Consider the following 22404-nt stretch of genomic DNA (forward strand, 5'->3'; position numbering starts at 1 on the left):
AACAATCTTTAAATATTTTCAACAGATTTCATTTTTTGTAGACGTTTTCTTTGTTGAGCTTTACCATCTGCAATTTTTTCGGTGACAATATCTGTCATATAAGAAGATGGTTGTTGATTTTTAACTTGATTAAAATAATGTGCTAAGGAGTTGATAGTCGGATATCTAAATAAATCGAGAACAGATAAATCTCTATGAAATACTTCACGCAACTTGCTATGAACCTTAAGCAAAAGCAATGAATGACCACCGAGTTCAAAGAAGTTATCATGAATTCCTACGTTCTCAATATTAAGTGCTTCTTCCCAAATATCGGCAATAGTTTGCTCAACCTCGGTTTGGGGTAGCTGATAAACTGTTTCCAATTCTGGACGTACTGTATCAGTTGCAGGCAATGCCTTACGATCAAGTTTACCATTAGGCGTGAGCGGTAATGCCTCCAATGTGACAAAAGCTGCTGGCACCATGTAGTTTGGCAACTTTAACTCTAAAAAACTACGTAGTTCAGAAATTGTTAGTGTTTGCTCTTTTTGGGGGACTACATAAGCAACTATTCGCTGAGAATTTAGCAAATCTTCGCTGACTATAACTACAGTTTCTCTTACTTCTGGATATTGGCTGATGAGTGTTTCAATTTCTCCCAATTCAATCCGGAAACCACGGAGTTTTACTTGATAGTCAATACGACCAATATACTCTATCTCTCCATTCGGCAGATACCGTGCTAAATCTCCTGTTTTATACAGACGTGCTGCTTCTTTACTAAAAGGATTGGGTATAAATTTTTCGGCTGTCAAGTCGGGACGGTTTAAGTAACCCCTACCTACTCCTACACCACCAATATAAACTTCACCCGTTACACCCATCGGAACAGGATTTAGATACTTATCAAGTAAATAAATTTGAATATTTGCTATTGGGCTACCGATGCTCCCTGTTTTTTGGTTGGTAATATTATCTTTACACTGCCAAAAAGTAACATCCACAGCAGCTTCTGTTGGACCATAAAGATTATGCAGTTGGGCATCAAGTCGCTCAAAGAAGCGTTGTTGCAGTTGGGCTGGTAATGCCTCACCACTTGCCATTACCCGCACCAGAGACTGACATTTTTCTAATCCTTCTGCTTCTAGAAATACTTGCAGCATTGATGGGACAAAATGTAAAGTCGTAATTTGCTTCTCTAAAATCAACTTGACTAAATAACTGGGATCTCGATGCCCTTCTGGTTGAGCTATTACTAGACGCGCACCCGTCATCAACGTCCAGAAAAATTCCCATACAGATACGTCGAAACTGAAGGGTGTCTTCTGTAAAACAGTATCTGCTGGGCTTAATTGGTAGGCATCCTGCATCCACAGTAAACGATTGCAGATACCACGATGGGTATTCATTGCACCCTTGGGTTTACCTGTAGAACCGGAGGTGTAGATAACGTAAGCAAGGTTATCTACTGTAATCTGGGATACCGGATTTTCTATGTTTTCATCGGGGATTAGTTCCCAGTCGCTATCGATGCAAATTAATTGAGCAAAGTGAGTTGGTAGACTTTCTACCAGATATTTTTGTGTTAACAACACATCTGGTTGGGAGTCTTCTAACATATAAGCCAAGCGTTCAAAGGGATAGCTGGGGTCTAGGGGTACATATGCACCACCTGCTTTGAGGATGGCTAATAACCCGATGACCATAGAGAGCGATCGCTCTACACAAATTCCTACCAATACCTCTGGTTTTACTCCCAAAGTGCGTAAGTAGTGTGCAAGTTGGTTGGCTCTGGCGTTTAGTTCCCCATAGGTTAGCTGTTCCGATTCAAATACTACAGCGATCGCATCAGGCGTTTTTTCTACCTGCGCTTCAAATAATTCATGGATACATTTATCCTGGGGGTAATCAGTAGTTGTATCATTCCAGTTAACTAAAAGAGTCTGACGCTCAGGTTCTGTTAATAGCGGCAAATCTGATAAACGCTTCTCTGGTTGGTTAACAATACCCTCTAACAAATTAGTAAAATGCCCCACCATTCTCTCAATAGTTGCAGCATCAAACAAATCTGTGTTGTACTCCCACCACCCCCAAAGTTCTGGTTTTGAATCCACCACATACAGCGTTAAATCAAATTTTGCCGTTTCACTCTGGTTTTGAAGCCATTTTAGAGTTAGACCAGATAATAGCAAATCTTTTTTAGTATCTTCCTGCAAAGCAAATGTGACTTGAAATAGCGGGGTATGACTGAGATTCCGCTCAGGGTGTAGTTCTGTCACTAATCGCTCAAAAGGTATATCTGCATGGGCGTAAGCTCCAACGCATACTTCGCGTACTCTACCCAGCAATTCTAAAAAGCTTGGGTTTCCAGAAAGGTCTGTACGAAGCGCAAGGGTATTGACAAAAAAACCGATTAGTCCTTCAATACCAGCATGGTTGCGATTAGCAATTGGAGAGCCAATGCAGATGTCTTCTTGACTTGTGTAGCGGTACAATTGTGCTTGAAATGCCGCTAACAAGGTCATAAACAGGGTAACTCCCTGCTGCTTACTCAAAGACCTCAGCATACCAGTCAAGTGTGATGATAGCTTAAAAAAGCTAGCTGCCCCTTTGAAACTTTGTACTGGAGGTCGCTGACGGTCTATTGGCACAGACAAAGTGGTTGGAGCATCTGCCAGTTGCTGCTTCCAATATGAAAGTTGAGTTTTTTCTCGTTCACCTTGCAACCACTGATGTTGCCAAATGGAATAGTCAGCGTATTGAATGGGCAGTTCCGAAAGCGGGGAAGATTTCTCAGCAGAGAAAGCTTCGTATAATACAGCTAATTCTTGGTTAAGCACTTGTATTGACCACCCATCACAGACAATGTGGTGGATGACTAACAAAAGTAAATGTTCTTGTTCACCAGTCTGTAATAACATTACTCGCAGCAACGGACTGGATGTTAAGTCGAAAGGCTTTTGAGCAATTTCAGTAGTTAGCCGCTCAACTTCAGCATCTTGCAATGCTTGGGGTAAGTCGCTCAAGTTGACCATTGGCAACTCTACAGTCAAAGTGGGATGAATTACTTGAACTGGTTGCTCATCTAAAGTTTCAAAAGAGGTACGCAGAGATTCATGACGTTTTACAATTTCATTAAAACTCTTCTCTAATGCTGCAAAATTCAGAATACCTTTTAACTGTATACACGCAAATTCGTTGTAAACAGAACTTTGGGGTTCTAACTGTTGGAGAAACCATAGTCGCTGTTGAGGTGCGGATAGAGGAACTGGACTTTGCTGGGAGCGACGAAGAATAACTATTTGTTGACTATCAGACTGATGCTCACCACCTAAGCGCTTTTCTAAAATAGCTTGTTTAGCAGGTGAGAGGTTAGAACGTCGTTTAATAATTTTATCTATTTTACTATCCATAGTATTATATTTATAATTTATCAGTTTTTATGACAAATAACTTAATCGATTACTTTAAAGTTTACATATGAGGGTGCAGGTTGAATTCGAGTTAAATCATTTTCAAAAATAATTGAATCACAATTTTTATCAACTTCTTTAAAACCTGCAAATTTATAAGATATATACATCATTCTATTACGATTGTTTGATACAAACTCTGCCAAAAGGCGGACATTATTGCTTTGAGCCAGACTCATAATATGATTCATCATAATTGTCCCGACTCCCCTCGACATAACGCGACAAGACATTAGTAAAAGCTTTATTGTCCATATTTCAACTTGGCATTCAATCAAAACTAAACCTATTTTTCCATAGCTTCCATACTTATCTTCCAGACTTGCAATCAGCAGTTTATGATTTTCTGATTGACGAAAATGATTGAGTTCGTCATAGGAGTAGGTATAACCAGTTGTATTCAATTGGTTAGTTCTTAGTGTTAATTCTTCTGCACGCTGCAAATCTTCTTCTTTTGCAGAGGATATTGTGAAACTCATGTTGAGAGTAGCTAAGAATTCATCTGCTGTGCCGACAAATTCTTTTTCTACATTTTTACGCTCTATATCACTAATATACATCAATCTCCTAATTCGTGAATCTTCCGTAACAAAACGGGGATTCATGACTGGCATATCTAAAATATCTCCTATATCATCTGCGTTGATACAGAGAATTTCTGGCAGGGTAAATTTTACTTCTTCTAGTTCAAATAATTGATCATCAACAAAAGCGATCGCATCCAGACCAATATTCAGTAATTTAGCAATTTCTTTGATAGAAGTAGCTTTAGAGTTCCAATTTATTTGTGGATATAAAAAATACTCTTTCAACCCAAATTCTTCTAGTTTGGCTATTGCTGTAGCACGTTCGTTCTTACTAGCTATAGATTGTAGGATACCACGATTATCTAAAGTCTCAATAAGATTTACTATATTTTCTCGCCGATAAACTTTCTCATCTTCCAGCAAAACTCCGTGCCATAGGGTATTATCTAGATCCCAAACGACACATTTAATAACTTTTTTGTCTTTTTGTTTGCTATTTATGTCTTGCTCTTTAGTACTAATCATATTTTATATTCTCTCTGCTAATTTCTTTTCCAAGCCAGTAGGAACAGTTGAAAAAAGATAATCTTGATAACCTGACTCGGCGATGGTAATTTCTTGAATTTGAGTACTCCCTTCAATGATTTCCATGATTTTAGAATCGCGTAAATACCTTTCAACTGGGTATTCACTACTACAACCATTGCCACCATGAATCTGCACGGCATCATTTGCTATTTTGGTAGCTACTGTGGATGCAAAATACTTCGCAATGGAAGTTTCCATAATCGAGTTGGGGTCGTTAATATCTTTAAGATAACCAGCTTGATAACATAATAGCCTTGCTGCTTTCACGTTAGTGATCATCTGACTAATCATTTGGCGAATTAATTGATGTTCTTTCAGATAAACACCAAACTGTTTTCGCTCATTTGTATACTTGATACAAGCTTCCAAACAAGCTTGAGCAATACCTACACAACCCGATGCCACACTATATCTACCATAATCAAGTGCAGTAGCAGCAATATAGGAAAATCCAAAACCTAGTTTACCTACTAAATTTTCTAAAGAAATCTGACAGTTATTGAAATTCAATTCTGCTGTCATTGAAGCTCTAGTACCTAAAATACCAGACATCGGTTTGACTGAAAGTCCTGGACTATTTTTTTCAACTAAAAAAGCAGTGGGTTTCCCCTCGCATTTAGCAAAGACCAAAAATACATCTGCTATTTGTCCATAGGTAATCCATTTCTTTTGCCCATTCAAGACATAAGCATCATCAGCAAGTGTTGCTGTTGTTTCTACACTTTTGGCATCGCTACCTACATTAGGTTCGCTTAATGCAAAAGCAGCTATCATTTCTCCAGATGCAAATTTGGGAAGCCAATACTGTTTTTGGAATTTATTACCCCATTTACACAAAGCATGAGCAACCATGTTGTGAACTGTCAGCAAACTCCGCACAGAAGAACATCCCCGTCCTATTTCCTCGTTGAGTATGCCATAGGTAATCAAGTCCATTCCTTGTCCGCCATATTCTTGGGGCAATATGGCACCGAGAAAACTACGTTGAGCTATTTTCTTAATTAGTTCTGGCGGGGTAAATTCTTTCTTATCCCATTCGCCAGCATTAGGGTATATTTCCTGATTAACAAAAGCTCTAAATTCAGCTTTGGCGTTTTTTTGTTGAGCAGACAGTTCCAGTTTCATAATATCATTTCTGCCACATAAAATGGCAATTTATATTTTATTACTGCACGAGAATAGCAGTTTTACGCTCAACTAAATTAGCAATAGAGTTGATTGTCCGGAAATTTTCAAATTCTAAGTCCTCGTTTTCAATGGCAATCTGAAACTCTTGCTCTACAAATAAAACAAGTTGCATGGCAAACATAGAATTGACAAAACCTAGAGCAAAAATGTCTTCATCTGGTTGCAAATCATGATTGCCGAAAAATTTTGAAAGGAAAGTTTTTATTCTAACTTGAATTTGGTTCATTAGTCTTGATTATTCCTATTGATATACGTAAAATCCTTTTCCACTTTTTCTTCCATGCAACCCTGCATCTACCATTTTTTTTAGTAAAGGGCATGGTCTGTACTTACTATCGTTAAAGTTTTCGTACAAGACTTGGATAGAAAACAAAATCGTGTCTAGCCCAATCAAATCCGCTGTTTCTAAAGGTCCCATTTTGTGATCAAAACAGCCTTTAAAAATTTTGTCTACATCCTCCACTGAGGCAACTTGGTCTTGTAGTAAGAAAATGGCTTCATTAATCGTCAACATTAAAACTCGGTTGGAAACAAAACCCGGTGAATCATTAACAATTATGCATTCTTTACCCATCTGAGCTAGCATTCTTTTTGCTGTCTCAATTGTTGTATCAGAGGTATGATATCCACGAATCATCTCCACCATCGGCTTCATGGGTACAGGATTCATAAAGTGAATACCAACAACTTTATCGGCACGCTTGGTGACTGAAGCAATGCGGGTAATGGGAATAGCTGATGTATTAGCAGCGAATACGCAATCTGGTGGACAAATAGAATCTAGTAGTGGATATATATCTCTTTTAATATCCCATTTTTCGGTGACATTTTCAACTACAAAATCTATATTTTCCAGGCTTTTATAGTTTGTCGAAAACTCTATTTTTTCGATGATACCATCTGGAGTATCTTTGCGATCGCTTTTTTTGAAAAAACCTTGAAAGCGGATGTTATTTCTGATTTCCTGTTTAGCTTTATCCAGAACATGTTCAGAAATATCTACTAGAATAACTTGATGACCTGTTTGAGCGAGGTTTTGTGCAACCCCTATTCCCATCACCCCTGCACCAACAACACCTACTGTTTTAATATTCATAACTTCCACGAACCTACCTTTGCTACCTAATATTTTAATTTCAGATGCGGATAGCATAAACATTATGAATAACTGAATTTTGATATAAATCTTCTTGTTCAGCTACAACGTTGTAACCTTGCTTTTTCAGCAGACTTGTTATACTTTCCAGCCTTCCATCTGTATCATGTATCTCAATTACAATCTGTTTGATTTTTCCCCAATCTTGATCTTGGATACCTTGAACAACATCCAGTTCACTTTTTTGTACATCTATTTTTAGTAAGTCGATAGATTCAACTTTTTGTTCGCTGATAATTTCGGAGAGAGTTTTTAACTGACAAGTAAAATTCTGCCCTCTCAACCTTTCTACCAATAATTCATCAGCATATTCCATAACTTCATCCATGCCAGTCATCCCACTTTCTAGTTGATTAAGCATGATGGCTTTTAAGACTTCTTTTTCCTCTTCTTTTTCAGCATAGAACGAGGACATCCCGGAACTATGAGGATAAAAGGTAAATGTCGCTGTCTTTACTTCGTTCGATATCCCTAGATTGAATAGTTTAACATTTACCTCATGCAAAGTAGTGTTGAGACGTAAAATTTCAAACAAAGGAGGTGCTGGTTCAAAAGCATAAATCGTGGGATTTTGGCATTGTTGAGATGCAAAAAGTGTAAACATACCTATATTTGCTCCCACGTCAAAAATACAGGAATTATCACATAGCTTAATTCCATGCTTGAGATACACTTGATTCTTAAATATGTCCTCGTAGAAATAGTCAACCTCAGCTTTACTTTGGTAAACAATTTCTAGATTATTAGGTAGTTTGCAGCGTCGCTGGCTAACAGTCTGAGATAGTTGTTGCTGTTTTGCAGGAACTGAAACAAGCTTTTCTGCTTCGTCTTCGGTTAATTCTTCCAATTCTCCTATCAGCATATCCTCAATCACTAAGGCTAACTCAGCTATAGTTGGCACTTCAAAAATACGACTTAGTGATAGTTCAATCTGAAAATATTGACGAAGCTGAGAAACTAATTGAATTGCGATTAACGAGTGTCCACCCAAATCAAAAAAGTTATCATTAACACCGACTTTCTCAAGAGCCAATAATTGCTGCCAAATATCAGCAATCTTTTGCTCGACTGCATTATTGGGTTCAACATAAGCAGTTTCTAAAATAGGTCTTGGGTGTGCTAATTTAGATTGACGAGATTCTCCTGATTTTTGCAAGATAAATGGCACTGCGAAAGCTTTATGTTCTTTTATTACAGTTTGTAGTTTTTTCGTTGATACAATTACTTGAGGTAATTTTTTAGATAAAATTCGTTCAAATGCATCTACACCCTCTGAAAAAGATATACCGCATTTCTGTCTCATTTGCTTAACTTCAGATTGAATATTTGGCGCAAATGAAAGCAAAGATTTTTGCCAACTATCCCATTGCCACCAATCCCAGTTAATCGAGACAGTGGGGATTTGTTTTTGGTAAAAATTGTAATGAGCAAAGGCATCGAGAAAAGCATTAACTGCACAATAATCTACCTGTCCTATACCGCCTGTAATTGCAGTATTGGAGGAAAATAAAACAAGAAAATCTAAATTAATATCTTGCAAAACAGCATCCAAAACCAGCGTGCCTTTCAGTTTAGGCTGAAAAACTTTTGCTGCCAATGCAGGTGTTTTGAGTTGAATCAGACCTGCACCTGGAGTTCCTGCTGCATGAATCACTCCATGAATATTATCAAAGCGATCGCGTACTTGATCAATCGCACTCTGCATTTGTTCGAGGTTAGCAACGTCTGCTGTCAAAACTAAAACCTCTGCACCCAATTCCTCTAAAAGCTGAACTTTTTTGATTTTTGTACTTAGCAAATCCTCCTTGTCATGGCTTGATAGCAATTCCTCCCACTCAGCTTTTGGAGGTAATCCCGAACGTCCAATCAGTACTAGTTTTGCTTGTACTGTCTTTGCCAAGTGTTCTGCGATCGCAAGCCCAATTCCTCCTAATCCACCTGTGATAACATAAACTCCTCCTGCTCGTAACTTATTTGTGGATACGTCTTTGCTTTCGATTGGTAAGGGTTCAAAACACTGTATCCATCGTTGATTTCCACGATATGAAATTACTTGGTCAGATGTTGCTGTAGCAAGTTCTATCAAAAGATGGTCTATTAACTGCTGCCATTGCTTAGTACCAACTTGGGGAAGGTTAATGTCGATACTTTGGCAGGAGATGTCAGAATATTCTTGAGGAATAACTTTACATAGCCCAAGGATTGTTGCCTTTTCGGGACATAAATGTTCTTCATCAAGCACCTGTTGCATATTGTTAGAAACAACACTAATTTCCACACAGTTGGTAAGATTTTGTTCTCCCAATGCTTGGGTGAGAAAGAGCAAACTCCAGAAACTTATATCTTGAGCCGCCTCAAAATATTCAAGTCGCGATGTTACATCATTATATGGTGTAATGTTCCACAAATGAGTAATTATCTTTGGTATTTTACCCAAATTGCGAATCTTTTTAACTAAAGCATCATAATCATCTTTACTTTGGGGATTAATCGTATATTCCCAATCTCCAATTTGACTAAATTGCTCTCCAATTTTGACAGTTATAATACTTTGATGCTCGCCTTTAAGCTGTTCTACTATTTGACTACCAATACCACAATTGTCAATAAATACTAACCAACAATGGCTTGGCTCCATGAATTTTTCTTGTGCAACAGATACAAGAGGAGCAGAACGTTTCCAAGAAGGAATGTTAAACCAGTTTGTGACATCAAGCTTTTCTTCTGACGATGCTTGATATGTACGGGAATGACTCCCTTGTTCTTGTTGCTCTATCCAGTAGCGTTGACGTTCAAAAGGATACGTAGGTAAAGGAATACGATGACGACGCTCGTGAGCATAAAATCCTGACCAATCTATTTGGATTCCTGTTAACCAAAGCCTACCTAATGTTTTCAACAAAAATGCCAAGTCCGATTGCTTATCGTAAGCATACCGAAGAGAGGATAAAACAATTGGACTAACCGCTGAATTACTTTCTATAGATTGAAGCGCAAAGCTACCTAGAGTCTGTCCAGGACCTACTTCCAATAAAATCGGATGCTGTTTTTTCCACAACTCTTGTACACCTGGAGCAAATAACACAGGTTGACACAGATGCTTAACCCAATAATCGGGATTGGTGGCTTCTGCTGCTGTTATCCAAGTTCCTGTAACGTTGGATATATAAGGAATTTTTGGTGGTTGGAGGTTAAATGTTTTTACCAACTCACGTAAATTAGGGGCAATATCCTCCATCATTTGAGAGTGAAAAGCGTGAGAAGTTTCGAGACGACGACAAGCTAAACCTCTTTCAGTTAACTGTTGTTCTAAAGCTTCTACAGCGCTGATTTCACCTGCCACAACACACATTGATGACCCATTGACCGCAGAGAGTGAGAGCTTATCATTAAGGATAGGGAAGACTTCTGCTTCTGGAAGTGGAACCGCTAGCATTGCTCCACTTGGTAACTTTTGAATCATCTGCGCTCTAGCAGCAATCAGTTTTAAACCCTCTTCTAAAGATAAAACCCCCGCTAAAGTCGCTGCTACATACTCACCAATGCTGTAGCCAATCATTGCTTGAGGACGAATTCCCCAGGATATTAATAATTGTGCGATCGCATATTCAATAACAAAAACGGCTGGTTGAGCTAGATCAGTTTGATTGAGTAAGTATGTTGCAGACAACAGTTGTGCATCTGGTTGTGTCTCATTTCGACCTAACATTTTCCGCAAATCTAAACCTGGAGATTCAGGAGTCGATTGTTGGTTGACTTGAGGTTGTGGAGAATTTCTGTTTGGATACAGGACATCTCGTAAATCTTGACCAAGAAGCGGTTTAAGAAATTCACAACAGTAGTCTACTTGTTCTTGAAATGTGGGTTCAGTTTGATAAAGTTCTCCAGCCATGTTGACGTAGTGAGTACCAAGTCCAGGGAACATAAAAGCTACAGGACGTTCCTCTGTTCCTTGAAAACTAGTAGACATTGACTTGGGATTTTCCAGTGTGGCGATCGCATCTGCAATATCCCGACAAACAACTGTCTGCCGATGCTCAAAAGCTTGTCGTCCACACTGCAATGTGTAAGCAACATCTGCGAGGTTTAAATCAGGATGCTGTTTTAAATAATCTGCCAGATTGACAGTAGCGCTTTTTAATGCTGAGTCTGTTTTGGCTGAAAGTAATAATAACTGCCAAGGACGAGAAGGGCTAGATTCTGGAAGCATCGGGGCTTCTTCCAAAATGACGTGAGCATTAGTCCCACCTATACCCAAAGAACTCACACCCGCACGCCGGGGAGTATGACTAGTTTTCCATTCTCTTAGCTTGGTATTGACGTAAAAAGGACTGTTAGCAAAATCAATCTCAGGATTGGGTTCTTCAAAGTTCAAGCTGGGGGGTATTTGCTGATGTTTGAGAGCCAAAACAGTTTTGATTAAACTTGTAACCCCTGCTGCTGCGTCTAAATGACCAATATTCGTTTTAACTGAACCAATGGCACAGAAGCCCTTTTTCTCGGTACTTTCACGGAAAACGTTTGTTAAAGCCGAAATTTCAATGGGATCGCCTAAAACAGTTCCTGTACCGTGAGCTTCGATGTAGCTAATTGTTTCAGGTTCCACACCTGCTAAAGCCAGTGCCTCTGCAACTACATCTGCTTGTCCGTTAACGCTTGGGGCTGTATAACCAACTTTACCAGAACCGTCATTATTGATGGCACTACCTTTAATGACAGCATAGATATGATCACCATCTGCAATTGCCTCAGCTAACCGCTTCAAAACTACAATTCCCACGCCACTACCAATTATTGTTCCCCGCGCTTTGGCATCAAAAGCACGACAATGACCATCAGGGGATAGAACTCCTCCTTCTTGGTGCAAATACCCTGTTTTTTGTGGGATTTGAATAGATACTCCACCTGCTAATGCCATGTCGCATTGGTAATTTAACAAACTTTGGCAAGCTAAAGAAATTGCCACTAAGGAAGTGGAACAAGCTGTTTGTACCGTTAGACTTGGACCTGTGAGGTTTAATTTATAAGAAACGCGAGTGGCAAGAAAATCTTTATCATTACCCAGTAACTTTTGATACGATTGAGATGAGCCTAGTAGGTCATTGTTTAAATCAATAAATAAATATTTGTTTAAGCCAGTACCAGCATAAACCCCAATCCGACTTTCACACTTAGTTGAGTAATATCCAGAATTTTCTAAAGCCTCCCAAGCACATTCTAAAAACAAACGATGTTGGGGGTCTGTTACTTCCGCATCTTTAGGGTTAATGTCAAAGAATGAAGCATCAAATAAATCAATATCTTCTAATATTGCTCCAACTTTCAAATAATTAGGATCACTGAGCAGTTCTGTTGAAACTCCAGAGGTAATTAATTCTTCATCTGTAAACGCAGAAATTGACTCAACTCCATCACATAAATTTTGCCAAAAACTAGAAATATTTTTTGCGCCGGGAAAGCGTCCAGCCATTCCAATAATAGCAATACCTTCTAAGAAATTATTTGTAGCGTTATTCATAATTATTTTTACCTTGTTTGTTCAATAGTTGTTTCCGGCGATTCAGTGCATCAATTTGCTTTTGAGCGCGATCGCGTGTTCCTGTAAAAGAAAGCTCTTGCTTTTGACTTAAATGCTGCGCCAAGGAATTGATAGTTGGATTCTGAAACATTTCTACAACTGATAAATCCCGTTGCAAAACTTCTCGTAGTTTTCTATTAACCTGAACCATCAATAGTGAATGACCGCCAAGGTCAAAGAAATTGTCATTTACGCCCACCTTTTCCAGGTGTAACACCTCTTGCCAAATAGTAGCGATCACTCGCTCCATCTCAAAACGAGGAGCCACATAAACTTCTTCTAACTCCGGGCGATCGCCATCTGGTACAGGAAATGCCCGACGATCTACTTTGCCATTCGTCGTTAACGGCAGCGCCTTTAGCTGTACGAATACCGACGGCACCATATATTCCGGTAGTTTTTCTTTGAGAAAGTTCCGGAGATTGGTGGTAATAGGTGCTATCTCAGTATTGGCAACAAAATAAGCTACCAAACGCTGATTTTTGGGTACATCTTCCCGCATCAGCACTACTGCTTCCTGAACCTCTGGGTGTTGCCCCAGTAAACCCTCAATCTCTCCAAGTTCAATACGATAACCACGTACCTTTACTTGATGGTCAATCCGCCCCAAAAACTCTAGATTTCCATCCCAACGATAACGAGCCAAGTCCCCGGTCTTGTACAATCGCGCTCCCGGCTCGTGACTGAAGAGATTGGGAATAAATTTAACAGCCGTAAGTTCTGGTTGGTTCAGATAACCCCGCGCTAAACCAGCACCGCCAATGTATAGTTCACCTGGAACTCCAATCGGCACTGGCTGGTAATATTGGTCTAATATGTATAGCTGAGTGTTAGCTATTGGTTGACCAATAGGAACTGAGCTTGACTCAATTTCACCGTTGGGCACTCGATAAATACAACAGCCCACAACAGTCTCTGTTGGACCATATTCATTTACCAGCATCGTCTCAGGTGCAAAGGCTTTCCAGAAGGCGATGCTCTGTGTCAAGAGGTTTTCTCCTCCAATGATGAAAGCTCTGGTTATACCTGCTACTTCTTTTGACGATAATTGCCCAGAAAGTAATAATAACTCGGCTGGTGTAATTTTAACAAGACTCAAGTTTGACTCTTGGCGAAGTACATTCCCTAAAGACTCAATGCTTTGGTCTTCGGGAATGAGTTCTACCTGACACCCAACCAGTAATGGTGAGAACAGACTTGTGATGGTTAAGTCAAAAGCAAGAGATGAGTGAACGGTAGTTCCTTTACCTTGCTCAACTGTATATGCTTGAGTACACCAGGTTAAGTAGTTGAGTAATCCCTGATGAGGAATTAATGTTCCTTTAGGTTTACCAGTGGAACCAGAAGTGTAAATAACATAGGCGAGGTTGGCAGAACTTGTCTTGCAAACGGGGTTTTCTGAAGACTCTTGAGCAATTTTTTTCCAATCGGAGTCTAGACAAAATACTTTGATGCCATCAGTTGGTAATTTATTTATCAGCCTCTGCTGAGTTAGCAGTACTGGACTTTGGGTGTCTTGTAAAATGAAGGCTAAACGCTCTTTGGGATGTGAAGGATCTAAGGGCAAGTAGGCTCCGCCAGCTTTGAGAATACCTAACACTGCAATTACCATTTCCAGCGATCGCTCCATACAAATACCAACAAGCACCTCTGGTTTAACACTCAGCTTTTGCAAATAGTATGCCAGATGATTCGCCTGGTTATTCAACTCGTGGTAGGTAAGTTGCTGGTTTTCAAAGACAACTGCGATCGCATCTGGTGTTTTCTCTACCTGTGCTTCAAATAACTGATGAATGCACTTATCTTGAGGATAATCTGTTTTAGTATCATTCCAATCAACTAATAACTGCTGTACTTCTGATGGTGTCAGTAGTTGCAAATCTGAAACGCACTGTTGGGGATCGCTAACTATACTTTCCAGTAAAGTCTGGAAATGTCCCAGCATCCGGGTAATAGTATCTACATTAAATAAATCCGTGTTGTACTCGCAAGTCGCAACCAAACCTTGCTCGGAGTCCTCCATAAACAATGTCAAATCAAACTTAGATGTACCGTTGTAACCTTCTTCATAAGAAACTGATACATCCGATAGGCTTAAGTTAGGTTTTGGAACATTTTGAAGAACGAACATCACTTGAAACAGTGGATTGTAACTCAAGTCTCTATTTGGCTGGAGTTCTTCTACTAACTTCTCAAAAGGTAGGTCTTGATGAATATATGCTTCTAAAGCTGTTGATTTCACCCGCGCTAACAACTCCTGAAAACTAAGCTCGCCAGATAAGTCTGTACGCAACACCAAAACATTGACAAAAAATCCTATTAATGATTCAATTTCTGCTCTGTTACGATTGGCGATTGGCGAACCTACTACAATATCAGTCTGACCTGTGTAGCGATACAGCAAGGTTTTGAAGGCTGTAAGCAAGGTCATAAACAGAGTTACTCCCTGCTGACGGCTCAAATTCTTTATATCTTTTGTCAGTGTTTGAGAAAGAACTAATTTCGCTTGAGCACCTTTGAATGTTTGAACTGGCGATCGCGGACGGTCAGTTGGTAAATTCAGTACGGCAAGCTCACCGCTTAACTTTTGTTTCCAATAAGTCAATAACGGTTGAATGCGTTCGGAATCAATCCATTTTCGTTGCCAGTTGACAAAATCTTTATACTGAATAGGTAATTCAGGAAGTCGTGGGAGTTTGCCTTGAGAAAATGCTTCATATAGCGCAGCTAGTTCTTTGATAAGAACACCGATAGACCAACCATCTGCAATTATATGATGCAAGGTGATAACTAAATAATAATTTTTATCATTTAATTCTAAAATTTTAGCACGTAAAAGCGATTGAGCGGATAAGTCAAAAGGCTGTTGTGCTAACTCGCAAGCCAAATCTTGTGCTACTTGAGTACGTTCGCTTTCTGGTAGTACACGTAAATCTTCAACAGCCAAAGTTAATGCTTGAGCTTGATTGATAACTTGGACGGGTTGTCCATCTACCACTGTAAAGCTTGTGCGTAAGACTTCGTGTCGTTTAATAATTTCGTTAAGACTGTCTTGTAAGGCTGTTAAGTTAATGCAACCTTTCAAGTTAATAACTATAGGAATATTATATGTAGGACTATCAGGAGTTAGCTGATTGATAAACCACAATCCCTGCTGGGCAAAAGATAGAGGCGGAATGGATGTATTTTTTTCTTGTTGGGTAAGGGATATTGAGGGTATTGCATCTGTTGTCAGTTGAGCGAGGATCTTTGTAGCTAGCGATCGCGTACTCATCCCTTCAAAAAAGTCTCCTACGGATACTTCTACTTCTAAGTCAACCTCAACCCGGTTTTTCAACTCAAATACTTTTAAAGAATCAAGTCCCAGAGTGCTTAATGGTTGTTCAGGACTGATATCATCCGGTGCGATGGAAAGTACTCTTGCTAAGAGTTCAATCAGATATGTTTCTAGAATCGGTTGACACTCTCTAGGGAAAAGCGTCAATAGTTCAGAACGCTGTAATCGAGTTTCTTTTAGGGCAATATTGCTAGTTTTCAGAATATTGCTGACAACTACATTTAGTTCGCCATTCTCATATTGAGCGCGAGTTGCACGTCGTTGAATCTTACCACTGGAAGTTTTAGGGATACTACCTGGTTTAATTAAAACCACTGCATAAACTTGTACCTCATGCTCTTCAGTAACCGCTTGGCGAATTGCACTCGCTACTTCTTCTAAATTAGGTTTTGCGCGAAACTCTAATTCTTGTACAACTACGAGCTTTTCTTCGTTGTTAACTAAAACTGTAAATGCTGCACTAGCACTGGTACGCAATGATGGATGACTGCGTTCGGCGGTTAATTCTATATCCTGCGGGTAAAGATTGCGACCTCGAATAATAATTAAATCTTTAGCTCTACCTGTAATGAACAGCTCCCCATCCTGCAAAAAACCTAAATCCCCCGTCCGCAGGAATGGTCCTTCTCTTGTATCTGATAGATAAGCACCGAATGTCTCCTCTGTCTCCTCTTCACGATTCCAATAACCTTGACCAACACTCAGTCCAGATACCCAAATTTCCCCAATTTCACCCGCTTGACAACTCTTGAGTCTTTCTGGATTGGCAATTACTACCTTCTGTTCTGGTATGACTCGACCGCAACTAACAAAATGGTAAACGTTATCATCTTCAACAGATGATTCAACAACTCGATTCGATTCTAATGCAGATTTCTGAAGCCCTTTCACTATCAGTGATGTAGCCTTCTGCACACCGGAAACCATCAGGGTTGTTTCAGCCATTCCGTAACAGGGATAGAATGCCTCTTTACGGAAGCCACACTCTGCAAAAGCCGCTGCAAACCGCTCTAAGGTTTCGTGGCGAATTGGTTCAGCACCATTAAATGCTACACTCCAGCTACTCAAGTCAAGAGTTGCTTTTTGTTGCGGAGTAATTTTTTGCACACATAGATCGTAGGCAAAATTCGGACCACCGCTTGTTGTACCTTTATACTGAGAAATCGCTTGCAACCAACGATAAGGACGTTGGAGAAAGGAAGTTGGAGGCATGATAATGCAAGGAAAACCTCCATACAAAGGTTGCAATATGCCACCAATCAGACCCATATCATGATACATCGGCAGCCACGTCACGAACTTACTTTCTGCTGAATGCTCCATGAATTGGTAAGTGGTGTCAGCATTGTGCAGTAAGTTTCCATGACTAATCATTACACCCTTGGGTGTCCCTGTAGAACCAGAGGTATATTGCAGAAAAGCTAAAGTATTTCTATCAATAGAGGGTTGTTGCCAACTATCTTCTATTCCCTGTGCAAGATTGTCGGTAGTTAGCCATTGTAATGATTCTAGGTCAGTCTTTTCTGTCATTAAAGACTGTACTGTAGGCAATATTTCTGTTGTCGTCAGAGCGATCGCTGTTTGTGCGTCTGTGGAAATCGCCTTTATTCTCGGTGTGTTGCGCTGAGTTCTCGGAGGATAGGCAGTTACAGCCACAACTCCCGCATATAAGCAACCAAAAAAAGCAATTAAAAAATCTAGTCCTGCTGGATAAAGCAGTAACGCTCGTTCCCCAGATAAACCACTAGCTTGTAATTGAGCAGCGATTCGACGCGATCGCCTGTCTAATTCCTGATAGGTTAGCGTTACTGCTTCTATTTCCCCATCTAACAAGAAGGTAAAAGCATCTCGATTCGGCTGGGTAGAGCTTGCTTTACGCAAGAGTTCAACAACTGTAGAACAACTGCGAGCGGCTTCAATAAAGCTATGAGAATATTGATTCATTTTTTTTGACAGCTAGATGCACCCTAATACATTACTCATCTGACTTTCGCTCTCACAAGAGAAAAATAACCAGCAAATCCCTAATCTTTACACAAAGTCTTAGGTTTGTTTGTCTACGCACGAATATAAATTACTAAGTTCTGCTCCAAAATACTTACCTAAACGTAGATTTTACCTGTTTAGTGATTTCTTCCTGCTTCCTCCAAAGAAGTCGGCTCCTTCTTGCCCACGGGCGTTAGTTCCGCAATTGTAGGTCTCGACCATTGATTATTAGTTCAGGTAACCACCAATAACGCCTAAATGCTAATAGTAGCGTTTTTTGTTGCAAATAATTTTCAATTTTATTGAAACTATTTTTCATTTAACTCTGCTTACTTTAACGATAATTAGTAGCTTTAGCAATAGGACAAATATCGCAAGTAATTATCAAAACCCTTGTATTCATAATTTTTTCCTATCTCTCATTTTTTCTTTCTTTAGACAGATGACAAGCTATCTGTTTTTCATATGTTTGCCTCAAGCCAGAATCTAAGTTCTGCATGGGACTACATTAATTTCGTCTTATTCGGCACAAATCCGTAATTAAAGAAGCTATTTTGGGTTGATGAAATACTTATTAAGGAGGTAGTTTTAACTACACATCATTATATCCAGTGATGTGTCAAGCAAACACCTGACTTAAGACTAACTGCTGCTTGGCATCCATTAATTAAGATAATTTCTTAACTATCTTGTGTCTTGAGCTACTTCATAATATTATTAAACTAATTTCAAGCTCAATGATAATTAGTTTCATTAATTGTCTTGTGTTTTCGAGTACGACTGAATAGTGCTATTGAGTGTGAGGGGATAGATGAAGTTAGATAAATTGTTTCAAAGCCTGCTGCTGACAGGTGCGGTTGTTCTTTTGGTCGGCACTCCTGCCAGATGTGAGGAAGTACGAAAAAATAGAATAGGCAAATCTTCTACCCAGACGGTAGGAAAATCTCCGGTATCCGCTCAAAGGAACAGAAAGCCCCGACGTTTCCAGTCTCCAATAGCAAGTTCTCTGGGTCGGGTAAAGTCGGATCAATCAAGTAAGAACATTCCCCAACTGAGCGAAATCGAACTGAGCGCGACTAGCGCAATGATGTTGGTACAGACACCAACACCAAGCCCAGCACCTGCAACTCAAGTTGTACCAATAACGTCCGTGAAAGCAAATCCCACCCAAAAAGGTGTGGAGGTGATTTTAGAGACAACCGAAGGGGATAAACTGCAAGTAGCAAATCGCAGTGCAGGTAACAATTTTATTGCTGATATAACTGGCGGGCAGTTGCGGTTATCTAACGGCGACGCTTTCACATTTCGTTCCGAGAAACCGCTTGCGGGAATTACTGAGATAACCGTTGCGAATGTTGACGCAAATACTGTGCGGGTGACGGTGGTAGGCGAGAAGACTTTGCCCACAGTTGAGTTATTTGATGATAATGCAGGGCTAGTTTTTGCTGTAGCAGCTACAGAAACAGCAACGCAGCCACCAGAAACACCACCAGCAGAAGAAAAGCCAGTAACTGAGACACCGCAGGAGAAACCAGCAGCACAGCAGGATGACCCGATTGAGTTGGTGGTTACGGGTGAACAGGATGGCTATCGCGTTCCCAATGCCTCAACTGCCACAAGAACCGACACACCATTGCGTGATATTCCCCAGTCGATTCAAGTCATACCGCAACAAGTCATTAAAGACCAGCAAGCAACTCGCCTAACAGACGTGTTAAAAAATGCGCCCGGTGTCGTGGTAGGCGATCGCAGCCCTCGCGATCCTCTCAATATCTTCAGAATTCGGGGCTTTACTGCTACTTCAGATACTCTACTCAATGGGGTACAAGACCGTTCAATCGGGAATGTCGGGTTTGGCTCAAATATTGATCGGGTTGAAGTCCTCAAAGGACCCGCTTCGGTTCTGTTCGGTCAAGGTGGACTTGGCGGCAGGGTCAATTTGGTAACAAAGCAGCCATTGCGCGATCTGTTCTACTCTGTGGAAGCCTCTGCTGGTAGCTACAATTCCTATAGTGGGGCAATTGATTTATCCGGTCCGTTGAATGACAGTAAAACGGTGTTGTATCGCCTGAATGCTTCTGTTGGAACGAATGAAAGCTTTATTGATTTCTATGAGCAACAGCAATATTTAATTGCACCTACTTTAAGCTGGCAAATTAGTGACAGAACAAAGCTGACCCTAGAAGCAAGCTATTCCCTTGCAGAAGGACCCTATGATTTTGGGATACCTGCACGGGGAAGCATACTGCCTAACCCCAATGGCAAAATTCCTCGTAATCGTTCTGTGAGTGAGCCTAATTTGAATGACATCTCTAACGGTGCATTTCGGGTTGGCTATAATTTTGAACATCGCTTTAGCGATGACTGGCAGGCGCGGAGCATTTTTCAGACTTCTTTGTTTCGCCTCAGACGAGATCTTGTGTTTTCTCAAGGATTGCGAAGTGATTTGCGTACCTTGAATAGAGGCGTTGAGGATTTAGACTACGATGAAAATTTTTATAATCTAGACAATTATGTGGTCGGTAAGTTTGCAACAGGTAGTGTTAAGCATGAGCTAGTCGCTGGATTTAACCTGAGCAAAACTGACACTAACTTTAACGATCTTTTCAATAGCACTACTCCTCTCGATGTTTTCAATCCTGTGTATGGAACTGCTAGAGCAGCTAGTACTCCAAATTCTAATATCGAAAATACGGCGCAACAATTAGGTTTTTACCTTCAAGATCAAATTACCCTAGCAGAAAACTTCAAAGTACTTTTGGGTGGACGCTTTGATATTGCCAATCAAGAGTTTAAAAATTTAGTTGCCCAAACAAACGACTTTAGGCAGACAGAAGCTTTTAGCCCTCGTGTTGGCATTGTTTACCAGCCCATTAAACCAATCTCACTCTACGCCAGCTATAGCCGTTCATTCAACCAAGCGACATCTGTATTCGCTGCTGCCCTACCGGAACCGGAGCGAGGAACGCAGTATGAAATTGGAGTTAAAACAGATTTGAGTGACAGATTAGCTGCAACTTTGGCATTTTATGATTTGACTCGCACCAATCTCTCAACCACAGATCCAAATAATCCACAACGAACTATTCAAGTTGGGGAACAGCGCAGTCGTGGAATTGAGTTTGATATTTCTGGCGAAATTTTACCGGGGTGGAACGTCATTGCTGGCTATGCTTACACTGATACAGAAATCACAAGAGACAATACATTGACAGTGGGTAATCAACTGAATAATGTGCCGAGGCACGCGCTCAATCTATGGACAACTTACGAAATTCAATCCGGTAGTTTAAAAGGATTAGGTTTTGGTGTAGGAGTTTTCTACTACGGCGATCGACAAGCCGACTTAGCCAACACTGCTGTGTTACCCAGTTATATACGCACAGATGCAGCTATTTATTATAAGCGGGACAATTACCGAGCTGCAATCAATATCAAGAATTTGTTCGACACTGATTATTTTGTCTCTGCACAAAACATAAATCGGATTATACCGGGCGAACCCCTGACAATACAGGGCACAATTTCCTGGCAGTTTTGAGTAGTTAGATACCCATGAGAATCTCTGTACGTTACCTTACTTATCTATTGTTCTTGGTAACATTGACGTTTACTTTTGTTTCGGCTTGTAGCATAAATATCGATCAACGTGTTACAAGCACCAAACAGCCAGTGGAAGATTGTCGAGTCGTGCAACATGCAATGGGTAAAACATGCATTCCTCGCAATCCTCAGCGAGTCGTGACTCTGTGGATAGGTACTTTGGCTAATAGCCTAGCATTGGGTATCAAACCTATTGCATCGGTATACATCATAAGTGAACCTCTCCAAGAATATCTTCGAGGCAAAGTAGACGGAGTTAAACCTGTTGGAAGCCTAACAGAACCAAACTTAGAGAAGATTTTGTTACTTAAACCTGATTTAATTCTATCGAACACTCGGTTGCAAAATATCTATAAGCAGCTATCTTACATTGCGCCCACTCTTGTGTTGAGCCTTCCTTCCCCGCCATCTCCTTGGAAGCAAAATTTGGAAGACCTCGCTAAAGTGCTAGATAAGGAAGAGGCTAATCAGCAATTGATTAACCAATATTGGAGGCGAATTGAAAAACTAAAACTTGCCTTGGGGGATCGCTTGAGCTTTCTTCAGGTGTCAGTTGCCACTGTATCTAAAAATAATACGATATATGCTTATGGAGAAAAACATCCTGTTGGCAATGTTCTCAATGATATTGGACTGCAACGCCCACTTGCGCAAAGAGGAGATTTCTACTACATAAATGATATTTCCGAGGAGCGGTTGTCTGATATTGATGGGGATGTAATCTTCTTTTTATATAGGGGAGGTAAAGATGCTAAGAAAGCCTTAGAGAAACTCCAACAAAAACTTTTGTGGCGACAACTCAAAGCAGTTCAACAAAATCATGTCTATCTTGTAGATGCAGCACACTGGCACGGTCAGGATATCTTAGCAATGAATGCAGTAATTGACGACTTGTTTAAATACTTAGTCAACACACCCAGCCCTTTCAAGGTGAACGTTTGTACTATGAAATAAATAATATTTTTCACCCAATTTCGGTATTTTGG

9 protein-coding genes are annotated in these 22404 nt (G+C 40.1%); 2 read left to right on the forward strand and 7 right to left on the reverse strand.

Annotated elements, in window-relative coordinates; genetic code table 11:
- Positions 1 to 8: 8 nt before the first annotated feature.
- Genes TOL9009_RS39970 through TOL9009_RS0121105 form a run of 7 tightly spaced genes read right to left on the reverse strand, consistent with a single transcriptional unit; the run spans position 9 to position 17773 of the window.
- The gene (locus tag TOL9009_RS39970) at positions 9 to 3395 is read right to left on the reverse strand and encodes a non-ribosomal peptide synthetase (protein WP_051502974.1); all 3387 of its coding nucleotides are present in this window, start codon (positions 3393 to 3395) and stop codon (positions 9 to 11) included.
- 41 nt (positions 3396 to 3436) lie between these two features.
- Positions 3437 to 4507 carry an HAD-IIIC family phosphatase gene (locus TOL9009_RS0121080; protein ID WP_029634524.1) on the reverse strand — a complete coding sequence of 357 codons (1071 nt, stop codon included), beginning with the start codon at positions 4505 to 4507 and terminating at the stop codon, positions 3437 to 3439.
- Positions 4508 to 4510: 3 nt separating this feature from the next.
- Positions 4511 to 5695 (reverse strand): acyl-CoA dehydrogenase family protein, encoded by a 1185-nt coding sequence (locus TOL9009_RS0121085; RefSeq protein WP_029634525.1) that lies wholly within the window; start codon positions 5693 to 5695, stop codon positions 4511 to 4513.
- Between the two features lie 40 nt (positions 5696 to 5735).
- A complete protein-coding gene (locus TOL9009_RS0121090; protein WP_029634526.1) occupies positions 5736 to 5984 on the reverse strand; it encodes an acyl carrier protein in 249 nt (82 codons plus the stop codon).
- A gap of 15 nt (positions 5985 to 5999) precedes the next feature.
- Positions 6000 to 6911: a 3-hydroxyacyl-CoA dehydrogenase family protein gene (locus tag TOL9009_RS0121095; protein ID WP_313770068.1), complete on the reverse strand. Its 912-nt coding sequence runs from the start codon at positions 6909 to 6911 to the stop codon at positions 6000 to 6002.
- Positions 6895 to 12432: a type I polyketide synthase gene (locus tag TOL9009_RS39975; RefSeq protein WP_063628697.1), complete on the reverse strand. Its 5538-nt coding sequence runs from the start codon at positions 12430 to 12432 to the stop codon at positions 6895 to 6897. The genes TOL9009_RS0121095 and TOL9009_RS39975 overlap by 17 nt, the downstream gene beginning before the upstream one ends.
- Complete coding sequence (locus TOL9009_RS0121105) at positions 12425 to 17773, reverse strand: non-ribosomal peptide synthetase (RefSeq protein ID WP_029634528.1); 5349 nt, start codon at positions 17771 to 17773, stop codon at positions 12425 to 12427. The genes TOL9009_RS39975 and TOL9009_RS0121105 overlap by 8 nt, the downstream gene beginning before the upstream one ends.
- An 853-nt stretch (positions 17774 to 18626) precedes the next feature.
- Between TOL9009_RS0121105 and TOL9009_RS0121115 the strand changes: the two genes are divergently transcribed.
- Both TOL9009_RS0121115 and TOL9009_RS39980 read left to right on the forward strand, forming a co-directional pair.
- Positions 18627 to 21356, forward strand: a complete 2730-nt coding sequence (locus TOL9009_RS0121115) for a TonB-dependent siderophore receptor (RefSeq protein ID WP_029634529.1) — start codon at positions 18627 to 18629, stop codon at positions 21354 to 21356.
- 62 nt (positions 21357 to 21418) lie between these two features.
- On the forward strand, positions 21419 to 22372 hold the full coding sequence (locus tag TOL9009_RS39980) for an iron-siderophore ABC transporter substrate-binding protein (protein ID WP_260675923.1): 954 nt from the start codon (positions 21419 to 21421) through the stop codon (positions 22370 to 22372).
- The last annotated feature ends 32 nt before the right edge of the window (positions 22373 to 22404 follow it).

The organism is [Scytonema hofmanni] UTEX 2349, from assembly GCF_000582685.1.
Classification (GTDB): Bacteria; Cyanobacteriota; Cyanobacteriia; order Cyanobacteriales; family Nostocaceae; genus Hassallia; species Hassallia hofmanni.